Below are 17,615 nucleotides of genomic sequence, written 5' to 3' on the forward strand. Positions count from 1 at the left end.
GAGAATGGGAGACGTGACATGGCTACGCTACATGCCCCTTTCAGGTATGACTACGTGGGAAGCTTCCTGCGACCAGAAGCACTCAAGAAGGCCCGTGCCGACTTCGAGACGGACGCCATCTCGGCGACGGAGCTCGCAACGGTCGAGAACGACGCTATCGAAGACCTTGTCGCCAAGCAGAAGGCGGCGGGCTACCATGTCATCACTGACGGAGAGTTTCGCCGGAGCTACTGGCATCTTGACTTCATGTGGGGGCTCGGTGGTATCGAGCACATAGAGCTCGACCATGGCTATCAGTTTCACAGCGAGGAGACGACGCACGGCTCCGCGCGCGTAACGGGCAGGATAACAGGCGAAAACCATCCGTTTGTGCAGCACTATGCGTTTGTGAAGCAGTTCGAGGAGGAAGGTGTCATCGCCAAGCAGACCATACCCTCCCCCGCCCAGACGCTGGCCGAGCTGTTCCGTGAGGACAACGGGAACGAGACCACGCGGGTGTACCCAAAGCTCGACGAGCTTATCACGGACATCGCCACAGCGTATCGCCAGGTTATCAGCGACCTCTACGCTGCGGGGTGTCGTACCATACAGCTGGATGACTGCACCTGGGGCATGATCGCGGACAGCTCGTTCTGGAAGGCAATGGCTGGCTCAGGCTTCACCCTTGAGGACGAGGCGGAAAAATACCTGCGCATCAACAACCTCGCCATCGAGGGCAAGCCAGATGACCTGGTCATCAACACCCACATCTGCCGCGGAAACTACCACTCTGACTACGCGTGCACGGGTCCCTACGACGCCGTGGCGCCCTACGTGTTTGCCCAGGAGAATGTCGATGCGCTCTACCTCGAGTACGACGACGAGCGCTCAGGCGGATTTGAGCCTCTGGCCCAGGTGTCGCCAGGCAAGAAGGTCGTGCTTGGGCTTATCACCACCAAAAGTCCCACCCTTGAGGACAAAGACAGCGTGATCCGCCGCATCCGCGAGGCGGAGCAGTACGTTCCCCTCGATCGGCTCTATCTGAGCCCACAGTGTGGGTTTGCCTCTTGTGAGATAGGCAACAAGCTCACCGAAGACGAGCAGTGGGCCAAGCTCGCGCTCGTCAAGGAGATTGCCGAGGAGGTCTGGGGCTGCTAGCCTTAGCACGCGCTAAGAGATGGCTGTAAGAGCTTTGGTAGTGTGACACGAGGCGAGAGGCGAGCCTCTCCCTCTCAGGAGGCGGCTGCGCAGACGCGCAGGACTCGGCAGCATCGTTGGCACAGGCGATGTCGCGCCTGAGAGGGAGAGTCGCCCTTGGAAGTGGTTTTTGAGAGTCACCTGGTCCGTGTCGCCTTGTCCGCCTATTACGAGCCTGACGAGCCTGAGATTCACATCGCCCCTCGGAGATCCCGAGGGGCCTTTCATGAACGTCTGCGAACGTCGAGTGTCGCGCCACGCTCTATGCTGCACATGATGGCATTGCACGTCGTGCGTCGCCGCTAAGGGTATAGGCAGCTGCGGGGCCCTTTGGGAATTACGCACGCTCGCAACTCGGGGGCAGCGGTAGCCCTGCGGCTTCCTCGCAAAGTCCGCTTGGAAATCAGCTTTGCCTAGCACTCCTCGGCATGTATGACCTGCATCTCGAACTCCATGGCCGGCATGCACTCCGACAGGTCAGCCTGAATTCTCCCGAGCGCATCCAGGCGCATCTCGACGGAGGTGTTTGCGTTCCCCTGTATGATGAAGACTGCATTTTGTGTCTCATCAGCAAACTTGTAGTTCTCTCCGTCACGAACGTCCAGCCATGCCATGATTCCCTCTGTGTCACGGTAGACGTAATCCGTCTTGGCAACATGCTTTGCCTTGGACAAAATTGGAAGGAAGGTCCCCTCTTCCTTGTTGACGGTGAACTCTATCTGTCCGTGAACCTTATCGAGATCGTGCCCACCGATCGCCAGCAGTGAGCGCAGTGACTCGACGTTGTAGATGTCGATAACGCTGTTGATGCGCGGTAGGGAGCCGCGATGCTGGACGTTTCGGATAAGCGCCGGAACAGTGGGGGGATTTCTCTTCACACTGCGCCCCACGCGCTGCAGCAGGTTCTTGTAGCCCTGGATAACGGGATGGCTCGATACCTCGTCGACATCGCACCTCAGTGCCCAGTCCTCCATCTCCCTCTGTTTCTTCAAAAATGAGTCGGATAACGTTGCCCCTGGATCTACGTTGCGCGCAATCCCAACCACAACGTGTTGTATCCCAAGCGCCGCCATGCTCTTGTCGATATGGAATCTCATGGGAGACGTACCTCCATGACTGTGGGCAGAGCCCTCACGTTACGTTTGGGGAACGGCCGTCTGACCGCACACCCACCTACCATGGGCATCATAGCATCCTTGCTGGGCTCGGGTGGTGTTCGAGCAGATCGCATGTGCTAAAAGGTGGATTGAGCTTAGGGTGATAGAGCGCAGGGAACGGTACGGGTGACATCTGACGCCGCGATCGAGGAACGCCTCGAGTCGGGGCCGACCCACCGCTTTGCCTCGACGAACCAGAGGCGCTCGCGCGCCACGAAGCCGCAGCCCGCGACCCTGGCGCACGACGAGCAGGCAGCGCGACAAACGACCTTTCTTATGGCCTCCTGCCCCCAATTCAGGGTATACTGTCATTGACGTCGAGCTCCACCCGGGTTGGTTAGTGCCGGGGCAGAGAATCGGCGTCTTTGCTATTTGACGCGTTCCATATACCTATGGTGCAGGACGATCAGCCCCCTGACATCGCGAAGCCTCGAAACGAAGCCCACCAACGCCTTCTCGTCATCCTTTTCAAGCGTCTCCAGCGACAAATCAACGATGACCCTCTGGGACTGGCTCAAGCCTGACCCGACGCGCTTCTTTGCCTTGGCAAGGCTGCTTGTCTCGATGCGCTTCACTTCCCATAACTTCCCATCGATTGTCAGGTCAGGATTCTTTGATCCTGGCGCGCTCGACTCTCGATTGAATCTTACCGGATCACCGCCTGATGACAGCCAAACTGCAGCCTGGATCTCCTTCGCCTCCGGCTTGGCACGATACTCGGCGCTCACGCGACCATCGGAGATAGATGCCAGATAAGCGTTTACGGTCTCGTCGTAGCCCCTGCGGCTTTTCCCTGTGACCTTGTAGCTCCCCCACACCCTCTTGAAGTCGGACTCGATACCATCACACTCAGACCTGACGGCATCGGCCAATACCCTGCGCATATCGTCTTCCGTGGTATGCCGAATCACCAGCTCCGTCCTCCTACGGTTTACCTGGTCGCGCCCGCGCGCCCAGGTCATCCACGGCGGCGCCATCCGGCAGCGGCAGTCGGGATGTGGCGGCGGCAGGGTTACCCCACCCCGCACCATCGATTGAGAAGACCCAGCCGACGAGCGCGGAGCAGGCCTCGCGGGACCTCTCGTCGCCCACCAGCACCACACGGTACTTCCCGAAGCCCTCACGCGCAAGCTCGGCGAGCTCCTCTTGGAGTCGTTCGCGCCCGTACTTGACCTTCTGGGTGGCACCCATCTCCTCGAGCTTGGCAGCTTCGGTCACCTTGGCCTCCTGCCACTCCCACCGCTTTGTACACTTCCGGTTGATGGCCTCGTCCACGTTGGCATCAAAGTGCCTGAGGTGCTTGCCCCGGTCGGCCTGCTGTGCCTGCGCAGCGTCCCCGCTGCCGTCCACCCCTGCCCTGTTGCTGTCCCGACTGTTCTGCCATCTATTACGTCCCTGTCCTCCAGCCATCGCGGCTCGCCGGCTCAGCCTTCGCTATGGCGCCTTCAGCGCTGTCACGTCTCGGACGCGCGGGTGGGGCCTCCCTCCCGGACGACCTCTACCCGCAAAGCTCTGTGATGCGCTCGGTCGTCTTCTTCGTGGGGTGGCCACGGCAGCGCAAGAGCTTCTCGTCACCGTCATCCGCGATGATTGTAGACAGGTAGACTACGTGCTGGTCCCTGGCCGCGCACGGGCGCAGGTCCACGTCGGCGAGGGCGGGCGCTCCACGCCCTCCTCGCGCAGGTGCTGCACGATGCGCGCCCTGGATTCCCCGCACTCGCCGAAGGTGCAGCCGTCATCGGCGTCCACCCAACGGTCCAGCTCCGTGCACCAGAGGCGCTCGCGCGCTATAAAGCCGTAGCCCGCGACCCTGGCGTACGAGGAGCAGGCGGCGCGACGGACGACCTTTCTCATGCATCCTCCCCGCGTAATCGGGTATACTCAGTGCGAAGGGGTACACCCACCCAGCTAATTGGGAGGGCAAGGCCCCTTTCTCATTAGCGTCCGAGGAAGAGCGAGCTGGCACCGTCCCTGAAGATGTAAATAACGTTTGCGGCGTACCTCCTCATCCTGCGCCTAATCTCATCGACAATCTCCGACTCGCTCCGCATGCCACCGTACGAGGTCATGACCACCCTCGTCTCATTGGGGGCGTCAAGCCCGAGCCTCACCCACTTGTGGTAGGCGTTCCTCATGTTGTCCTCAATGGCATGCTTGCCGTCGCCGACGTTCTTCATCTCCCAGAGCTGCCCGGACTCACCGAGCCTCAGGTCGATGTTAGCGGGCTTCTCAAGGTCCTCGTCCAGCACTTCGACTTGATAGCCGAGTGATTCCAGATGGCTGACGCATGTTTGCTCGTTTCCCGTAAGCCTTTCCTTCGGCTTCCCATACCTGACGGAGCCCCTGCCCGGAACCGGGTGCAGCGGATTCACTGCCTCATCGCCTCCGACTCTCCTTCAGTCCACCTGATCGCGCACCCACGCGCCCCAGTCGTCCACGGCGGGTGCCATCTGACATGACAGCAGGGCCTCGAGTGTAGCGGCATCAGCATCGCCCCACCCTCGCGCCATCGATGGAAAAGGCCTTGCCGACGAGCGCCGAGCAGACCTCGCAGGTCCTCTCGTCGCCCACGGGCTCCACGCGGTACTCCTCGAAGCCCTCGCGCGCGAGCTCCGCGAGCTGGGCCTGCCTGGAGACGTAGGTGCCCTCGGTCACGACCAGGCGCATGACGTCGCGCTCCGAGACGTCCACGAACCTCCTCGACAGCTCGTCGCACAGGCGCCGCCAGGACTCGCCGCGCGCGAGCGCCTTGGCCATGTCGTCCTGGACCCAGGCGGCGACCCTCTCTGAGTCTCCCCATATGGCCTCGCTGTAGCTCTTCCCCGAGGCCCACCTGGTGCCGACGAAGCGGAGGATCGTGTCGTCGTCGAGCGCGTGGAAGCCCTTGCCATACCCCATCACATCAGCGACGGTGTTGGCGCCGCGCACGAGAAGCAGTTGAGAATGCCATGGCAAAGACGAGGGAGGCAATCGCGGATGGTCTCTTCGAGAGAGGTCGAATCTTGATTCTCGACTGGCATGGGGCCGAGCACATCGTCTAGAGACAGAAAAAGAGGGCGTACCTGCCCCTCAACCCGAACCTAATGCTCGGGCGGACAGCGCTGCACCCTTAGTTGCAGTATACCCGATTCCCGGGAAAATAGGAGGCAAGATAATCCTCTTCAAGGACGCCACGATTCCCGTGGACGTCGCCGATGGCGGCGGCGTCATGGGCTACGCGGCGACGTTCGACCGCGAGCCGGACTGCTACGGGGACGTGATCGCGCCCGGGGCCTTCGCCGACTCGCTCGAGAGATGGGGGAAGGTCGGAAAGCCGATACCGCTGCTCTACGGACATAACACCCAGGACCCCAGGTACAACATCGGGGCCGTCACCGAGTAGGAGTGGGACAGGGAGGCGCGGCGGCGCTTCGCCGCGAGCATGAAGTACCGCTTCTCCGGCGGCGAGGGCACGGACTCGGGCGGGATCCCCATCCTGGAGGACAGCATGAGGTTCGTGGACTCCGCGATCAACGATAAGGAGGCGGAGTGGGCGGAGTCCATGCGCCTCACGCGGGAGGACGTGGCGGCCGCCTACCACGTCAACCCGTCCATCGTGTGGAGCAACGATGGGCAGACGTACGCGAGTACGCGAGTGCGCGAGTGCGCCCGGTCCCTGTACGCGGACACGCTCGGGCCGCTGCTCAGGCTCGTGCAGGACGGCATCAGGTCCAAGCTGGTGCCCATGATCGGGGCCGACCCGAGGAGCTACGCCGAGTTCGACATCACGGCGAAGCTGGCGGGGAGCTTCGAGGGGCAGGCGTCGGTGCTCTCCACGAGCACCGGAGGGCCGTGGATGACGCGCAACGAGGCGAGGGCGAGGCAGAACCCGCCGGCCATCGAGGGCGGCGACGAGCTCATCGTGCCCATGAACGTCACCGAGGGGGCTCGCCTCCCCGACGGACACGGACCCGACTCAGGCGTACTCGGCGGGGCCCATGGCCAAGGCCCTCGCCGGCGCGCCTGGGAGACGGCACGGGGCTGGGTCACCCAGGCTGAGGGCACGCCCCGGGGAGGGTGACGTCGAGAGGGTCGAGGAGGCCCTAGAGGCCTTCTACAGGCGGCAGGGGGCGAGCCTGGCCGACGAGGCCCTGCGCATGGGCGCGGAGGACATCGTGCTCTCCGCCGACGCGGACTGGCTCGATGGGCCGCGATGGACCGACGAGCTCTGCGACGACCTCTTCGACGCCATGTCGGGGCTCGCGCCGGCGTGGGCGGCTGATGCGATGACCTCGCTGGGGGCCGATGCCGGCCACCTGGACGAGGACGCCGTCCTCGCGGAGGTCCGCAGGCTCAGCCGCTTCCGCGCGGCCGACATCGTCCGGTCCGCCTCGGAGAGGGTCGTCAGCGACCTGGGCGACCTCGACGAGCTCACACCCAGGGGCGCCATCGAGGCCACGACCAGGAGGCTCATGGCGTCGGGCGCAACGGCAGGTCCATCACGTCTGCCGCCGCCAACGGCGCGACGGTCACGGGCGCGAGGCAGTCCGGCGTCGAGTGCCAGAAGGAGTGGGTGGCGGGGCCCAACGCCAGGGCGACGCACGCGGCCATGAACGGTCAGCGTGTTCCCATCGGCGGAAGGTTCTCCAACCAGGCGAGGTGGCCGGGCGACACGAACCTCAGTGCCGCCGAGTCGTGCGACTGCAACTGCCGCATCGAGATCGTGAGCGGCGAGGGGCGCTCGAAGGACTCGCGCGGCAGCAAGGTGCGGAAGCGCGAGGCGGGCATCCAGAGGGAAACCGACAAGCGTTACAGGGAATACAAGAGCGGCATGAACGAGCTGAGCGAGAGGGACCGCGAGGCGAGGTACCGCAGGGCGATGGGTGAATACGTCGGCTCGTTCACCGTCGAGGGCAAGGTGTCGGCAAAGTACCAAGCCGAGCCGTGGGCCAAGGAGCTTCAGACCACGCAGACGCTTTCCGAACTCGGCCATTCGGTCGAGTTTCTTCCCTCAACGGGTGATGGGAGACATCCGGACGCGATGCTTGATGGTGTCATAACTGACTTTAAGCGTGTCGAGGCTTTTGACCCGGACAGGGTCTTCAAGCTGATACGAAAGGCTGGCTCCCAGGGCGCAGAAATTGTCGTGATAGATCTCTGCCTCGACACCGTTTCGCTTGACGCGGCGCTTGAGAAGGCCGCCAAGGCGGTGAGGCTCGGATTCGTCGAGGAGGGCCACGTCATCGTGCTCGACTGGAACAGCGAGGAGCACGTCATCTAAAGCAAAGGAGCCGGCATCCCTATACCCGGACCTAATGCCCGGGCGGATGCGATCGACTCCAAAGCAAGTATACCCGATTCCCGGGAAAATAGGAGGCAAGATGCCCTACTTCAAGGACGCCGCGACCCCTGCGGACGTCGCCGACGGCGGCGGCACCGTCACGGGCTACGCGGCGACGTTCGACCGCGAGCCGGACTGCTACGGGGACGTGATCGCGCCGAGCGCGGGATCATCCCCGTACGTGGGGAACAGCTCCCAGGCAGACGTCTTCAACGACTACTACGCCAGGCGCATCGCCAGTGAGATGGGCTCCCGCGACCGTCGATGACTCTATGATGACATGATACCAAGGTCATCGTTTGTACCAAGGATAAAAGGCCGTGCGCGAAGGAGACCCGTCTTTAGGATCTAGCACTAGGATTCTTTGACCCGACGACAACGAAACCGAAGCCGACGCCAGCCCCGAGCTGGCGTTTTTGCTGTCTCCGCGAGACTTGACAAGATTTCTCACATGGATCATGTTTCTAGTGCTATAGTGCTATATCAGAGCATGGGAACCGACGGGCGGAAGGGGGCCCGGGATGTCGTACTTCCTCAAGCAGACGAGGAACAAGAAGGGCACGTACCTGCAGATCTACGAGAGCACCTACGACCCCGGCCGCGGCTACGGCACGCACCGCTCGGTGAGGGCCGTCGGCTACGTCCACGAGCTGGAGCAGTCCGGCATCCCCGACCCGGTGGCGCGCCTCAGGGCCGAGGTGGCGGCGATGAACGAGGAGGCCAGGGCGTCGAGGGCGAGGGAGGGGGCGAGGCTCGTCGGCGACTCGACGCCCGAGCGCCACATGGGCCACTTCCCCGTCAAGGCCCTGTACAGGCGGCTCGGCATCCCGGCCGACATCGGGTACCTGCAGATGGCGTCGGGGTTCCGCTTCTCCCTCGACGGGCTCCTGGAGTCGCTCGTCTGCGCGCGCGTCGTCGCCCCGTGCTCGAAGTCGAGGACCTTCCACGACGTCCTGCCGCTGCTCGGGGAGGAGCCGTCCTTCTCGCTCGGCCAGCTCTACGACGGGATCTCCTACCTCGGCCACGAGTACAGGAAGGTCGTCGAGGCCGCGAACGCCCGCGTGGGCGAGCTGTTCGGCCGCGACACGTCACGCTCCTACTTCGACTGCACGAACTTCTACTTCGAGATAGACCGCGAGGACGGCCTGCGCAGGAAGGGGCCCTCCAAGGAGCGGAGGGCTGACCCCATAGTCGGCATGGGGCTCCTGCTCGACGCGAGGTGCGTGCCGATGGGGCTCGAGATATATCCCGGCAACGAGAGCGAGAGGCCGAGGATCCGGGAGGTCATCGGGGCGCTCAAGGAGCGCCACCACATGACCGGCAGGACCGTGCGAGTGGCAGACAAGGGCCTCAACTGCGCGGACAACGTCGCCGACGCCGTGCTGGCGGGCGACGGGTACCTGTTCTCCAAGAGCGTGAGGCGGCTGCCCGCGAGGGAGCTCGCCTGGGTGCTGTCGGAGGAGGGGTGGGAGGACCACCTGGGGAGGGACGGCAGGATCCACCATCGCACGAAGTCCGTGACCGGGGACTTCGAGTACAGGGTGTCGAGGGAGGGCGGCGGGAAGGGGACTGTCGAGCTGCGGGAGCGGAGGGTCGTCACCTTCAGCCCCAGGCTCCGCTCCAAGCAGCTCCGCGAGATCAACCGGCAGGTGGAGAAGGCGAGGAGGCTCAGGCTCGCGGAGGCGAGGAGGTCAGAGTACGGCGACAGCGCCAAGTACGTCACGTTCGTGGCCGTCGACTCCGAGGGCGAGGTCAGGGACGACGAGCGCGTCGTCGCCACGCTCAACCGCAAGGCCATAGGGAGGGCCCGCTCGCTCGCCGGCTACAACATGCTGGTCACGAGCGAGGCCGACATGCCCGAGGCCGAGGTGTACGACACCTACCACCGCCTGTGGCGGATCGAGGAGACGTTCCGGGTCATGAAGTCCGAGCTCGACGCGCGACCCGTCTACCTGCGGAGGCACGACTCGATAGTCGGGCACTTCCTCATCTGCTACGTCGCCGTGCTGCTCGTCCGCCTGCTGCAGGTGCACGTGCTCGGAGACGAGTTCGGCTCCGGACAGCTCTTCGGCTTCATGCGCGGGTTCAGGGCGGTGAGGGTGTCGGAGCGCAGGTACGTCAACATCTCGCGGTCCTCGCCCGTCATCGACAGGCTCAAGGAGGTCACGGGGCTCCCCCTTGACCACTACCACCTCACGAAGGGTGAGTACGACAGGATCCTCGGATACAGGTTCCCCTCCCTCAAGGCCACAGGCCAGGAGGAGTCGAAAGGGTCGATTTAGCACTAGAAATCAAGGTTGTACGCCAAAGTCAGGAAGTATACCCGATTCCCGGGAAAATAGGAGGCAAGATGCCCTACTTCAAGGACGCCGCGACCCCTGCGGACGTCGCCGACGGCGGCGGCACCGTCACGGGCTACGCGGCGACGTTCGACCGCGAGCCGGACTGCTACGGGGACGTGATCGCGCCGAGCGCGGGATCATCCCCGTACGTGGGGAACAGCTCCCAGGCAGACGTCTTCAACGACTACTACGCCAGGCGCATCGCCAGTGAGATGGGCTCCCGCGACCGTCGATGACTCTATGATGACATGATACCAAGGTCATCGTTTGTACCAAGGATAAAAGGCCGTGCGCGAAGGAGAGGGAGATGGAGCACTTACTGGGACAGAATGGGTTCAAGTCAGCCTTCGTAACCCTGCCAACAGAAACGGACGCCCGACGTATTCTTTGTATCCGACTGCGACGAGAAGCTTGTCAAGACGGGGTGAAAGTTCAAGTGCTCCGAAAGCGTCTACCAGAAAACCGTCAAGAACCAAACAAAGAAGGCCTCCGGGACAGGGAACATGCAACCCCAATGCGACAGGGTCCTCATCTCGAACGTGGAGAGCGGCCTGTCGTTCGATGAGATGTACTCGTGGCTCGAGGACCAAGGTGACGAGTTTCCGAAAGTCAGAGAGATGATCATCGTGTCTCGCGACGGCAGGATCAGACATTACGTAAGAGGGAAGCCAGCCGAGTAACCCTGAATTAACCGGGCCCCAGCTGACTTTACGAAGAGCATACCACAACCAGGGGAAGTCCAGGTCATTTCGACAGGGGCATTCCCCCGCTACGCCGCCACAGGCGGGGACCGTGGCGGCGTAGCGGGCAGAGACGGGTTGAAGCTGCCTCGGTTGAGGCACAATGAGCAATGAGACGAGTACACACTTGGGTGAGGAATCGAGGCCTGTGTCCGTCTCCTTCCTGCAGGTCCTGCATAACGTCGGAATCATCCCTGCGCGGGAGCAGTATAGGGACATAAACAAAGGCGTCGTCAGATCGGGATCTTCCCCACGCGCCCCGTGCGGGGCGCGACGGCCAGGTGGCGCCGCCTGTGAGCTACAGCTGAGGTTTCAATCCACGCGTCCCGCACGGGGCGCGACATGCCGAGATACCTGCGCTCCAGACGGATCCCGAGTTTCAATCCACGCGCCCCGCACGGGGCGCGACCTGGTACGAGGTAGTCATGTTGCAGTAGCTAGCTTCGTTTCAATCCACGCGCCCCGCACGGGGCGCGACCTCTCAGTATCGTCTATCTCGGGATGCGCGACCTCGTTTCAATCCACGCGCCCCGCACGGGGCGCGACTTGACCTGCCACTTGTTGGCCATTGGGAGTTGACTGTTTCAATCCACGCGCCCCGCACGGGGCGCGACCCGGATCGTCCGGCAGCACGCGCACCGCTAGCGCGAGTTTCAATCCACGCGCCCCGCACGGGGCGCGACCGCGATTAGCTCATCGCCCATCACGAGATCACTCGGTTTCAATCCACGCGCCCCGCACGGGGCGCGACGGCTGGAGGAGCTACCAGAGCTTTTATCGGTCAAGTTTCAATCCACGCGCCCCGCACGGGGCGCGACTTTGTAGTCTCCGTATCGTAGGAGCACACAATCTCGTTTCAATCCACGCGCCCCGCACGGGGCGCGACCCTCTGCGCTTGTCATGTTATGTATCCTAGCCGTGTTTCAATCCACGCGCCCCGCACGGGGTGCGTACAGCAGGCCCTAGCGACCGGCATTCCATCTCCCACTGACCGCAGTTCCAGGCTCCGCCGACCGCCGCTGCACGCATCACCGACCATGATTGACCCAGTGGGGCGCACTGGGTCGCCCCGTCTCCCGAGAGAGGGGAAGACATGATCAGGCACGGGGAGATCCTCAGGCTCACGGCCCTGGGGATAAGCCAGCGGAGCATAGCCGGCTCCGTGGGATGCTCGAAGACGACGGTGCAGGAGGTGCAGCGTAAGGCGGCGACGCGGCGCCTCGAGTGGCCGCTGTCCGACGAGATGGGGGACGAGGCCATCCGTGCCAGGCCCTGCCCGCCTCAGGACCGCTCCGACGCCAGCAAGGCGGAGATCGACCACGAGTGGGCCCGGAGGGAGATGGGCCGCAGGGGCGTGACGATGACCCTGCTGTGGAGCGAGTACGCCGAGCGCGCCGTCGCCGCCGGTAGGACACCCTACATGTACTCCTCGTTCTGCCACAGGCACCAGCGCTGGGTCGACGCCAACCCCGAGTGCGCGATGCACGTCGAGTGGGTGCCGGGCGAGTGGACGCAGGTCGACTGGGCGGGCGACACCATGAGGGTCTCAGACCCTGACGCCTCGTCTCCGTCGAGGGTTCACGTCTTCGTCGCCTGCCTGCCGTTCTCGGCCCACGTCTACGCGGAGGGCTTCTACCGCATGGACGAGAGGGCTTGGGTGGAGGGCCATGTGCGCGCCTTCGCCGACTTCGGGGGGTCGACCCCGCTCATCGCCCCGGACAACCTCAAGACCGGCGTCGTGAGGAACACCATCGACAAGCTGATAGTCAACGAGCAGTACCGCAGGATGCTCGAGTACCACGGCTCGGCGGCCGTCCCCACCCGCGTGAGGAGGCCACGTGACAAAGGCGGCGTCGAGGGCGCCGTGCTCATCGTCGAGCGAGAGGCGATCGCCGCTTTGAGGGACCGGACCTTCTTCTCGCTCGCCGAGCCCGACCAGGCCCTCCGCGAGCGCGTCGACGCGATCAACGCGAGGCCCTTCCAGAGGAGGGAGGGCAGCAGGGACGAGATGCTTCTCGGCCAGGAGAGGGCATGCCTGCAGCCCCTGCCGCAGGCCCCCTACGAGCTGGTGGAGCGCAAGTCGGCGACGGTGCAGTTCAACTACCACGTTGCCTTCGACGGCAGGTACTACTCGGTGCCGTTCACCCACATCAGGAGGTCCGTCGAGGTTGTCGCCACCCGCTCGACCGTAACCGTATCATCAGACGGCGAACGTCTGTGCCAACATCAGCGCAGCCACGGACCCAAGGGCACCTACGTGACCGACCCCGCGCACATGCCCAGGGCGCACCGCGACTTTGCCGAGTGGAGCGGCGAGCGCTTCCGTAGATGGGCGGCGGAGAAGGGGCCTTCCACGCTCGCCGTCACCGACGTGATACTGCGTTCGCGCCAGGTCGAGCAGCAGTCGTACCGCACCTGCCGCGCCCTGCTGTCGCTCGGTGCATATTGCAGTTTTTTCGGTGTGACGTTCCGCAGTCCGTCGGTGTACCGTTCCATAAGTCATCGGTGTGTGCTTGCATGTGGAACCGGTGCGGACGGGGCGCATGACCGCGTCCACACCGGCGATTTCGCTGTTCTGGGGCTGACTTAGCTGATGTCGCTCATGCGCTTGCGCATCGACTCGCTGCCCTCGACATGGATGACGTACGAGTTATGCACGATTCGGTCAAATGCTAAGTCGTACGTTATGCGAAGTCCGGGCAGGAGGGCCCGCCCGGGCAGGTCCAACGCTCCCGCCAACTTCGCATAACGTGACGATGGCTTCTATGCTGGCGATGTCGTAATCGCCAGCATAGAAGGGAAGTCATGATGCGCGATCTGGATGCGCTTGCCTCGCAAGCGCGAGGCTACCTGGTTGACAAAGGTTACGCCCGGTCGACCATCGCCCACTACGAGGCCGCATGGAAGAGGTTGATGTCGTGGTGCGAGGATGAGGGCATAGGAGGCTACGACCACGATGTCGAGCGACGATTCATAGAAGAGGTCGTCATGGCGAACGCAGACGCGACGAGGTACTTCAGGCTTGATAAAAGTCGCGTCCTGCTCCTCCTGTCCATTGACGAGACCGGCGAGCCCCCCGATAGGGAGGCAAGGCGGCGATTCGTCGTCCCGGCGGGCTTCGACGCCGCCTACATGGCCTATGCCGCAGAGCTCGAGGAGCGCGGACTCAGGGCTTCCACGCGGGAGGGCTACCTCTGCACCGCCCGCAACTTCTGCGAGGGCTGCGGCGCCACGCGCCCTGAACAGCTCGACGCCCGCTCCATCGGCGTCTTCGCGGAGGCGGTCTCGCACTGCGCGCCACAGACCCGCTCGGCCAAGCTCTACGTCGCACGCGACTTCACGCGCTTCCTGGCAAGAGTCGGGGCGTGCGGTCCCGAGGTTGCCGCGGCAGTCCCCCATATCCCAGGCCACAAGCACTCGACCGTGCCATCCGCGTACTCTACGGCCGAGGTGTCGACGATGTTGGAGAGCTTCCCGCGCTCGCTGCGCCCCAGGCGCGACCGGGCGATGATGCTGCTCGCATCCGTCCTCGGCATGCGGGCGGGCGACATCAAGGCCCTGAGGCTGTCAGACATTGACTGGCGCGCGAAGACGGTGTCGTTCGTGCAGCGCAAGACGCAGGTCACGAACACGCTTCACATGCCCGAGGAGGTCTGGCTCGCCGTCGCGGACTACATCAGATGCGAGCGGCCGGACGTCGACGGCGACCGTGTCTTCGTTACCGCATGCGCCCCGTACCACGCCATAGACTCGTCTCACACCTTCCACAGGACGGTCACCCGGGCGTTCGCCGACGCGGGCGTCGAGACCGCCGGCAAACACCACGGCATGCACAGCCTGCGCCACTCGGCAGCAAGCAACATGCTCTCCGGTGGAACGCCCTACCCGACGATATCGTCGGTGCTGGGCCACAGCTCGGCCAACGTTACCAAGCGCTACCTGTCAATCGACGTGGAGTCGCTGCGCCCGCTTGCCCTGGAGGTGCCGTCATGCCTATGAGGATCGAGTTCACGGGAGAGTACGCCGCGCTCATGGGAGGCTACGTCGCCTTCCGCCAGAACCTGGGCTTCGTAATGCCGGAAAGCTCGCAGAGATGGCTGCGGCACATGGCCGATCTCCTGTACACGATGCCCCTCATCTCCGAGGTCATCGACATGGAGAGGGCCGAGGCCATTGCCTCCAGGCGCGAGGGGGAATCCGACGTGACGCGCCAGAGCCGTTTCGTCGTGCTGCGCCAGTTCTGCCTCTACCTCAACCGCATCGGGGTCGGGGCATACGTACCGCCCGCGGGGCAGGTGAGAGCCAGGAGCGAATTCGTCCCGCGCATCGTCAGCGAGCGCGAGATGGCCCGCATAATCGAGGTCGCCGAGGGAAAGGCGCTGCGCTGGCCGCCGATGGTGCTGAAGATCCTCTGGTGCACGGGCATCAGGATCGGCGAGGCGGCGGCGCTGACCGTCGGCGACTTCCATCGCAAAGACCGCTCCCTCTACGTCGCCCACGCAAAGAGCGATCGGTCCCGCATCGTCCCCGTCAGCGAGAGCCTCGCCGTCGACCTAGGGGAATACGTCGACGCACGCGTTCCCGGCGGCGACTCGTGCCGATGGCTCTTCCCGGGGAGGGACCCGGGAAGCCACCGCAGCAAGGTCGCCATCGGCAACCGCCTCCGAGGCATCTACCGGGAGGCCCGGGTGCTCACCGACGAGGGCAGGCCGATCCGCACCCACGACATCCGCCATTCGTTCGCAATCGCGACGCTCGAGAAGATGGTGGAGCAGGGGCGCGACGTGTACGTGACGCTGCCGCTGCTCTCGGCGTTCATGGGCCATGCCAACATCTGCGACACCGAGTACTACTTGAGGTTCCTGCCATCGGCCCACCGGGCGCTGGTCGAGCAGGAGGCCCCGATATCTCACGCCGTGTTCGGGGACGGTGCGCTATGAGGGGATTCGCCCAGCTGCTGAGCGGCTTTCTGCTCGAGTACGTCCCGCGGCGCAGGAGCCTCAGCGAGAACACCGCGAAGAGCTACAGGGATTCGTTCGCCATCCTGCTCAGATGGCTGGCCGACGGGCGGGGAATAGCGCCCGACGACGTGCGGATCGAGGATCTGAGCAGGGAGAACGTCGAGTCGTTCTGCCTTTGGCTGTCGGATGTGAGGGGCGTTTGCGCGGCGACCGTCAACGTCCGGCTGTGCGCCCTCCGCTCGTTTGCCAGCTACGTGAGCTTCACCGAACCGGCCTACCTCGAGTGGGCGTCGGCCTTGCGGGCCGTCGAGTTCTCGAAGTCGCCGTCGGGGGAGGTCGAGTGGCTTCCCGTCGAGGCGGTCAACCTCATCATGGAGAGCGCCAGCTCGGATGCCCGCGAGCACGCCATGCTGGGCCTGCTGTACGACTCCGGCGCCCGTGTCTCCGAGATCGCCAACGCGCGTCGCTGCGACCTGCGCCTCGACGCCCCGGCCACAATAAGGCTCTCCGGGAAGGGGCGCAAGGTCAGGATCGTCCCGCTGTGCGACCAGGTCGCCGGGATGGCGTCGGCGTACCTGGCCGCGACTGCGGGCGCACCGGACTCCCCGCTATTCGTGAACCGCAGCGGGAAGGCCATAGGGCGCGCGGGCATAACGTATGTCCTGAAGAAACACGTCGCCGCAGCGCATGAGGCCGACCCCCTCGTCGTGCCGCCGACGACCCACCCGCACGCGCTGCGCCATTCGAAGGCCGTCCACCTCGTCGAGGCGGACGTCAACATCATATACATCAGGGACTTCATGGGCCATTCCTCTGTCAAGACGACCGAGATCTACGCCAAGATCAGCTCGAAGTCAAGGCAGAAGGCTGTGGAGAAAGCCGCCGCCAATCTGATAATGGGGAGCGCGTATGGGGAGGAGGATAAGTCCGCGATCATGGAATGGCTGAGGAACCTGCTGTAGACCGTCACGTTATGCGAAGTTGGCGGGAGCGTTGGACCTGCCCGGGCGGGCCCTCCTGCCCGGACTTCGCATAACGTACGACTTAGCATTTGACCGCGTCGTGTACAACTCCAGGATGATACACATCGAGGGGAGGGAGTCCATGCGCAAGCGCATGGCCGAAGAGGGCTGACCGTGGTCCTGAGCTAGCGATTGGCACGGTGCGCGGGTGGTCGGCGCACCGTGCATAACTGGTCGGTGGGGCTTGGAACGTGGTCGGCAGAAGGTGGAATCATGGTCCTTGTAGCCTGCTGTACGCACACGGGGCGCGACCATGTATCCCAGGTCTGTGCAGTCATTCAGCTCGTGGTTTCAATCCACGCGCCCCGCACGGGGCGCGACTTTGCATCCAGGATGTGTTCTCTGATAGTTCCATGGTTTCAATCCACGCGCCCCGCACGGGGCGCGACTGTAGCTTCGTGATGGCATTTTATCTCCTGATGGTTGTTTCAATCCACGCGCCCCGCACGGGGCGCGACCGTCTACCTCCCTATATCGTAATACCAGCAGAGCGTTTCAATCCACGCGCCCCGCACGGGGCGCGACGAATCGACCCTGAGAGCAAACCCAAGCTTAACCGTTTCAATCCACGCGCCCCGCACGGGGCGCGACGACCGACGTACCCTTAGGACGCGAGCGGACCCAAGTTTCAATCCACGCGCCCCGCACGGGGCGCGACGGTTAAAGGAGCTTCCCGAGCTGCTGTCGGTTAAGTTTCAATCCACGCGCCCCGCACGGGGCGCGACGTTCAGAAACTAATCGACCTCGTTACGCAGATGGGTTTCAATCCACGCGCCCCGCACGGGGCGCGACGCGTCAGGATTCGCGAGATGCGCGCCTTGGCTCGGTTTCAATCCACGCGCCCCGCACGGGGCGCGACCACCAATGCAAAGCGGGATAAGCTCATAGCTATTGTTT

General features: G+C 63.9%; 19 protein-coding genes and 2 CRISPR repeat arrays (1 of these 21 cut by a window edge). Of the genes, 13 read left to right on the forward strand and 6 right to left on the reverse strand.

Annotation, left to right across the window (positions count from 1 at the left end; translation table 11 throughout):
* The first annotated feature begins 18 nt into the window (after positions 1–18).
* A complete protein-coding gene (locus ADJ70_RS08220; protein WP_050340687.1) occupies positions 19–1,137 on the forward strand; it encodes a 5-methyltetrahydropteroyltriglutamate--homocysteine S-methyltransferase in 1,119 nt (372 codons plus the stop codon).
* A 452-nt stretch (positions 1,138–1,589) separates the two neighbouring features.
* Here the strand turns inward: ADJ70_RS08220 and ADJ70_RS08225 are convergent, their stop codons facing one another.
* From ADJ70_RS08225 to ADJ70_RS08250, 6 genes are all read right to left on the reverse strand, one after another.
* Complete coding sequence (locus ADJ70_RS08225) at positions 1,590–2,273, reverse strand: B3/4 domain-containing protein (protein WP_050340688.1); 684 nt, start codon at positions 2,271–2,273, stop codon at positions 1,590–1,592.
* A 428-nt stretch (positions 2,274–2,701) separates the two neighbouring features.
* A complete protein-coding gene (locus ADJ70_RS08230) occupies positions 2,702–3,217 on the reverse strand; it encodes a hypothetical protein (protein ID WP_050340689.1) in 516 nt (171 codons plus the stop codon).
* Positions 3,218–3,257: 40 nt separating this feature from the next.
* Positions 3,258–3,743 carry a DUF4355 domain-containing protein gene (locus tag ADJ70_RS08235; protein ID WP_157051463.1) on the reverse strand — a complete coding sequence of 162 codons (486 nt, stop codon included), beginning with the start codon at positions 3,741–3,743 and terminating at the stop codon, positions 3,258–3,260.
* A gap of 195 nt (positions 3,744–3,938) precedes the next feature.
* Complete coding sequence (locus ADJ70_RS08240) at positions 3,939–4,187, reverse strand: hypothetical protein (protein ID WP_050340691.1); 249 nt, start codon at positions 4,185–4,187, stop codon at positions 3,939–3,941.
* 83 nt (positions 4,188–4,270) lie between these two features.
* Positions 4,271–4,705 carry a hypothetical protein gene (locus ADJ70_RS08245; RefSeq protein ID WP_050340692.1) on the reverse strand — a complete coding sequence of 145 codons (435 nt, stop codon included), beginning with the start codon at positions 4,703–4,705 and terminating at the stop codon, positions 4,271–4,273.
* 112 nt (positions 4,706–4,817) lie between these two features.
* Positions 4,818–5,231: a minor capsid protein gene (locus ADJ70_RS08250; RefSeq protein ID WP_062393124.1), complete on the reverse strand. Its 414-nt coding sequence runs from the start codon at positions 5,229–5,231 to the stop codon at positions 4,818–4,820.
* Between the two features lie 283 nt (positions 5,232–5,514).
* Between ADJ70_RS08250 and ADJ70_RS08255 the strand changes: the two genes are divergently transcribed.
* From ADJ70_RS08255 to ADJ70_RS08305, 12 genes are all read left to right on the forward strand, one after another.
* Positions 5,515–5,715, forward strand: a complete 201-nt coding sequence (locus tag ADJ70_RS08255; RefSeq protein WP_050340694.1) for an HK97 family phage prohead protease — start codon at positions 5,515–5,517, stop codon at positions 5,713–5,715.
* A 39-nt stretch (positions 5,716–5,754) separates the two neighbouring features.
* Positions 5,755–6,393, forward strand: a complete 639-nt coding sequence (locus ADJ70_RS08260; protein ID WP_050340695.1) for a phage portal protein — start codon at positions 5,755–5,757, stop codon at positions 6,391–6,393.
* A complete protein-coding gene (locus ADJ70_RS08265; protein ID WP_157051464.1) occupies positions 6,311–6,925 on the forward strand; it encodes a hypothetical protein in 615 nt (204 codons plus the stop codon). Before ADJ70_RS08260 ends, ADJ70_RS08265 begins: the two co-directional genes overlap by 83 nt.
* Positions 6,886–7,593: a hypothetical protein gene (locus ADJ70_RS08270; protein ID WP_050340697.1), complete on the forward strand. Its 708-nt coding sequence runs from the start codon at positions 6,886–6,888 to the stop codon at positions 7,591–7,593. The genes ADJ70_RS08265 and ADJ70_RS08270 overlap by 40 nt, the downstream gene beginning before the upstream one ends.
* A gap of 100 nt (positions 7,594–7,693) precedes the next feature.
* Positions 7,694–7,921, forward strand: a complete 228-nt coding sequence (locus ADJ70_RS08275; protein WP_050340698.1) for a hypothetical protein — start codon at positions 7,694–7,696, stop codon at positions 7,919–7,921.
* Positions 7,922–8,174: 253 nt separating this feature from the next.
* A complete protein-coding gene (locus ADJ70_RS08280; protein WP_050340699.1) occupies positions 8,175–9,935 on the forward strand; it encodes an IS1634 family transposase in 1,761 nt (586 codons plus the stop codon).
* A gap of 68 nt (positions 9,936–10,003) precedes the next feature.
* The gene (locus ADJ70_RS08285; protein ID WP_050340698.1) at positions 10,004–10,231 is read left to right on the forward strand and encodes a hypothetical protein; all 228 of its coding nucleotides are present in this window, start codon (positions 10,004–10,006) and stop codon (positions 10,229–10,231) included.
* Positions 10,232–10,498: 267 nt separating this feature from the next.
* Complete coding sequence (locus ADJ70_RS14625) at positions 10,499–10,675, forward strand: hypothetical protein (protein WP_157051465.1); 177 nt, start codon at positions 10,499–10,501, stop codon at positions 10,673–10,675.
* Between the two features lie 302 nt (positions 10,676–10,977).
* A CRISPR array of direct repeats spans positions 10,978–11,688; the repeat unit is 33 nt; unit sequence GTTTCAATCCACGCGCCCCGCACGGGGCGCGAC.
* 140 nt (positions 11,689–11,828) lie between these two features.
* Complete coding sequence (gene istA, locus ADJ70_RS08290) at positions 11,829–13,325, forward strand: IS21 family transposase (RefSeq protein ID WP_050340700.1); 1,497 nt, start codon at positions 11,829–11,831, stop codon at positions 13,323–13,325.
* 215 nt (positions 13,326–13,540) lie between these two features.
* Positions 13,541–14,734, forward strand: coding sequence for a site-specific integrase (locus ADJ70_RS08295; RefSeq protein ID WP_050340701.1), 1,194 nt, complete (start codon positions 13,541–13,543; stop codon positions 14,732–14,734).
* Complete coding sequence (locus tag ADJ70_RS08300; protein ID WP_083443905.1) at positions 14,725–15,675, forward strand: tyrosine-type recombinase/integrase; 951 nt, start codon at positions 14,725–14,727, stop codon at positions 15,673–15,675. Before ADJ70_RS08295 ends, ADJ70_RS08300 begins: the two co-directional genes overlap by 10 nt.
* Complete coding sequence (locus ADJ70_RS08305; RefSeq protein ID WP_050340703.1) at positions 15,672–16,658, forward strand: tyrosine-type recombinase/integrase; 987 nt, start codon at positions 15,672–15,674, stop codon at positions 16,656–16,658. Before ADJ70_RS08300 ends, ADJ70_RS08305 begins: the two co-directional genes overlap by 4 nt.
* 279 nt (positions 16,659–16,937) lie before the next feature.
* Positions 16,938–17,615: a CRISPR direct-repeat array (repeat unit 33 nt; unit sequence GTTTCAATCCACGCGCCCCGCACGGGGCGCGAC); it runs 2,051 nt beyond the window's last position.

Origin of the sequence: Olsenella sp. oral taxon 807, from assembly GCF_001189515.2 — a bacterium.
In the GTDB taxonomy this organism is placed as follows: domain Bacteria; phylum Actinomycetota; class Coriobacteriia; order Coriobacteriales; family Atopobiaceae; genus Olsenella_F.

Excerpts from the sequence above, each read along its gene's own strand:
- ADJ70_RS08235 (WP_157051463.1), bottom strand. The coding sequence starts at position 3,743 with ATGGCTGGAGGACAGGGACGTAATAGATGGCAGAACAGTCGGGACAGC.
- ADJ70_RS08240 (WP_050340691.1), bottom strand. The coding sequence starts at position 4,187 with ATGAGAAAGGTCGTCCGTCGCGCCGCCTGCTCCTCGTACGCCAGGGTC.
- istA (WP_050340700.1), top strand. The coding sequence starts at position 11,829 with ATGATCAGGCACGGGGAGATCCTCAGGCTCACGGCCCTGGGGATAAGC.
- ADJ70_RS08220 (WP_050340687.1), top strand. The coding sequence starts at position 19 with ATGGCTACGCTACATGCCCCTTTCAGGTATGACTACGTGGGAAGCTTC.
- ADJ70_RS08305 (WP_050340703.1), top strand. The coding sequence starts at position 15,672 with ATGAGGGGATTCGCCCAGCTGCTGAGCGGCTTTCTGCTCGAGTACGTC.
- ADJ70_RS08230 (WP_050340689.1), bottom strand. The coding sequence starts at position 3,217 with ATGCGCAGGGTATTGGCCGATGCCGTCAGGTCTGAGTGTGATGGTATC.
- ADJ70_RS08260 (WP_050340695.1), top strand. The coding sequence starts at position 5,755 with ATGAAGTACCGCTTCTCCGGCGGCGAGGGCACGGACTCGGGCGGGATC.
- ADJ70_RS08295 (WP_050340701.1), top strand. The coding sequence starts at position 13,541 with ATGATGCGCGATCTGGATGCGCTTGCCTCGCAAGCGCGAGGCTACCTG.
- ADJ70_RS08280 (WP_050340699.1), top strand. The coding sequence starts at position 8,175 with ATGTCGTACTTCCTCAAGCAGACGAGGAACAAGAAGGGCACGTACCTG.
- ADJ70_RS08300 (WP_083443905.1), top strand. The coding sequence starts at position 14,725 with ATGCCTATGAGGATCGAGTTCACGGGAGAGTACGCCGCGCTCATGGGA.
- ADJ70_RS08225 (WP_050340688.1), bottom strand. The coding sequence starts at position 2,273 with ATGAGATTCCATATCGACAAGAGCATGGCGGCGCTTGGGATACAACAC.
- ADJ70_RS08265 (WP_157051464.1), top strand. The coding sequence starts at position 6,311 with ATGGCCAAGGCCCTCGCCGGCGCGCCTGGGAGACGGCACGGGGCTGGG.
- ADJ70_RS08250 (WP_062393124.1), bottom strand. The coding sequence starts at position 5,231 with ATGGGGTATGGCAAGGGCTTCCACGCGCTCGACGACGACACGATCCTC.
- ADJ70_RS08285 (WP_050340698.1), top strand. The coding sequence starts at position 10,004 with ATGCCCTACTTCAAGGACGCCGCGACCCCTGCGGACGTCGCCGACGGC.
- ADJ70_RS14625 (WP_157051465.1), top strand. The coding sequence starts at position 10,499 with ATGCAACCCCAATGCGACAGGGTCCTCATCTCGAACGTGGAGAGCGGC.
- ADJ70_RS08275 (WP_050340698.1), top strand. The coding sequence starts at position 7,694 with ATGCCCTACTTCAAGGACGCCGCGACCCCTGCGGACGTCGCCGACGGC.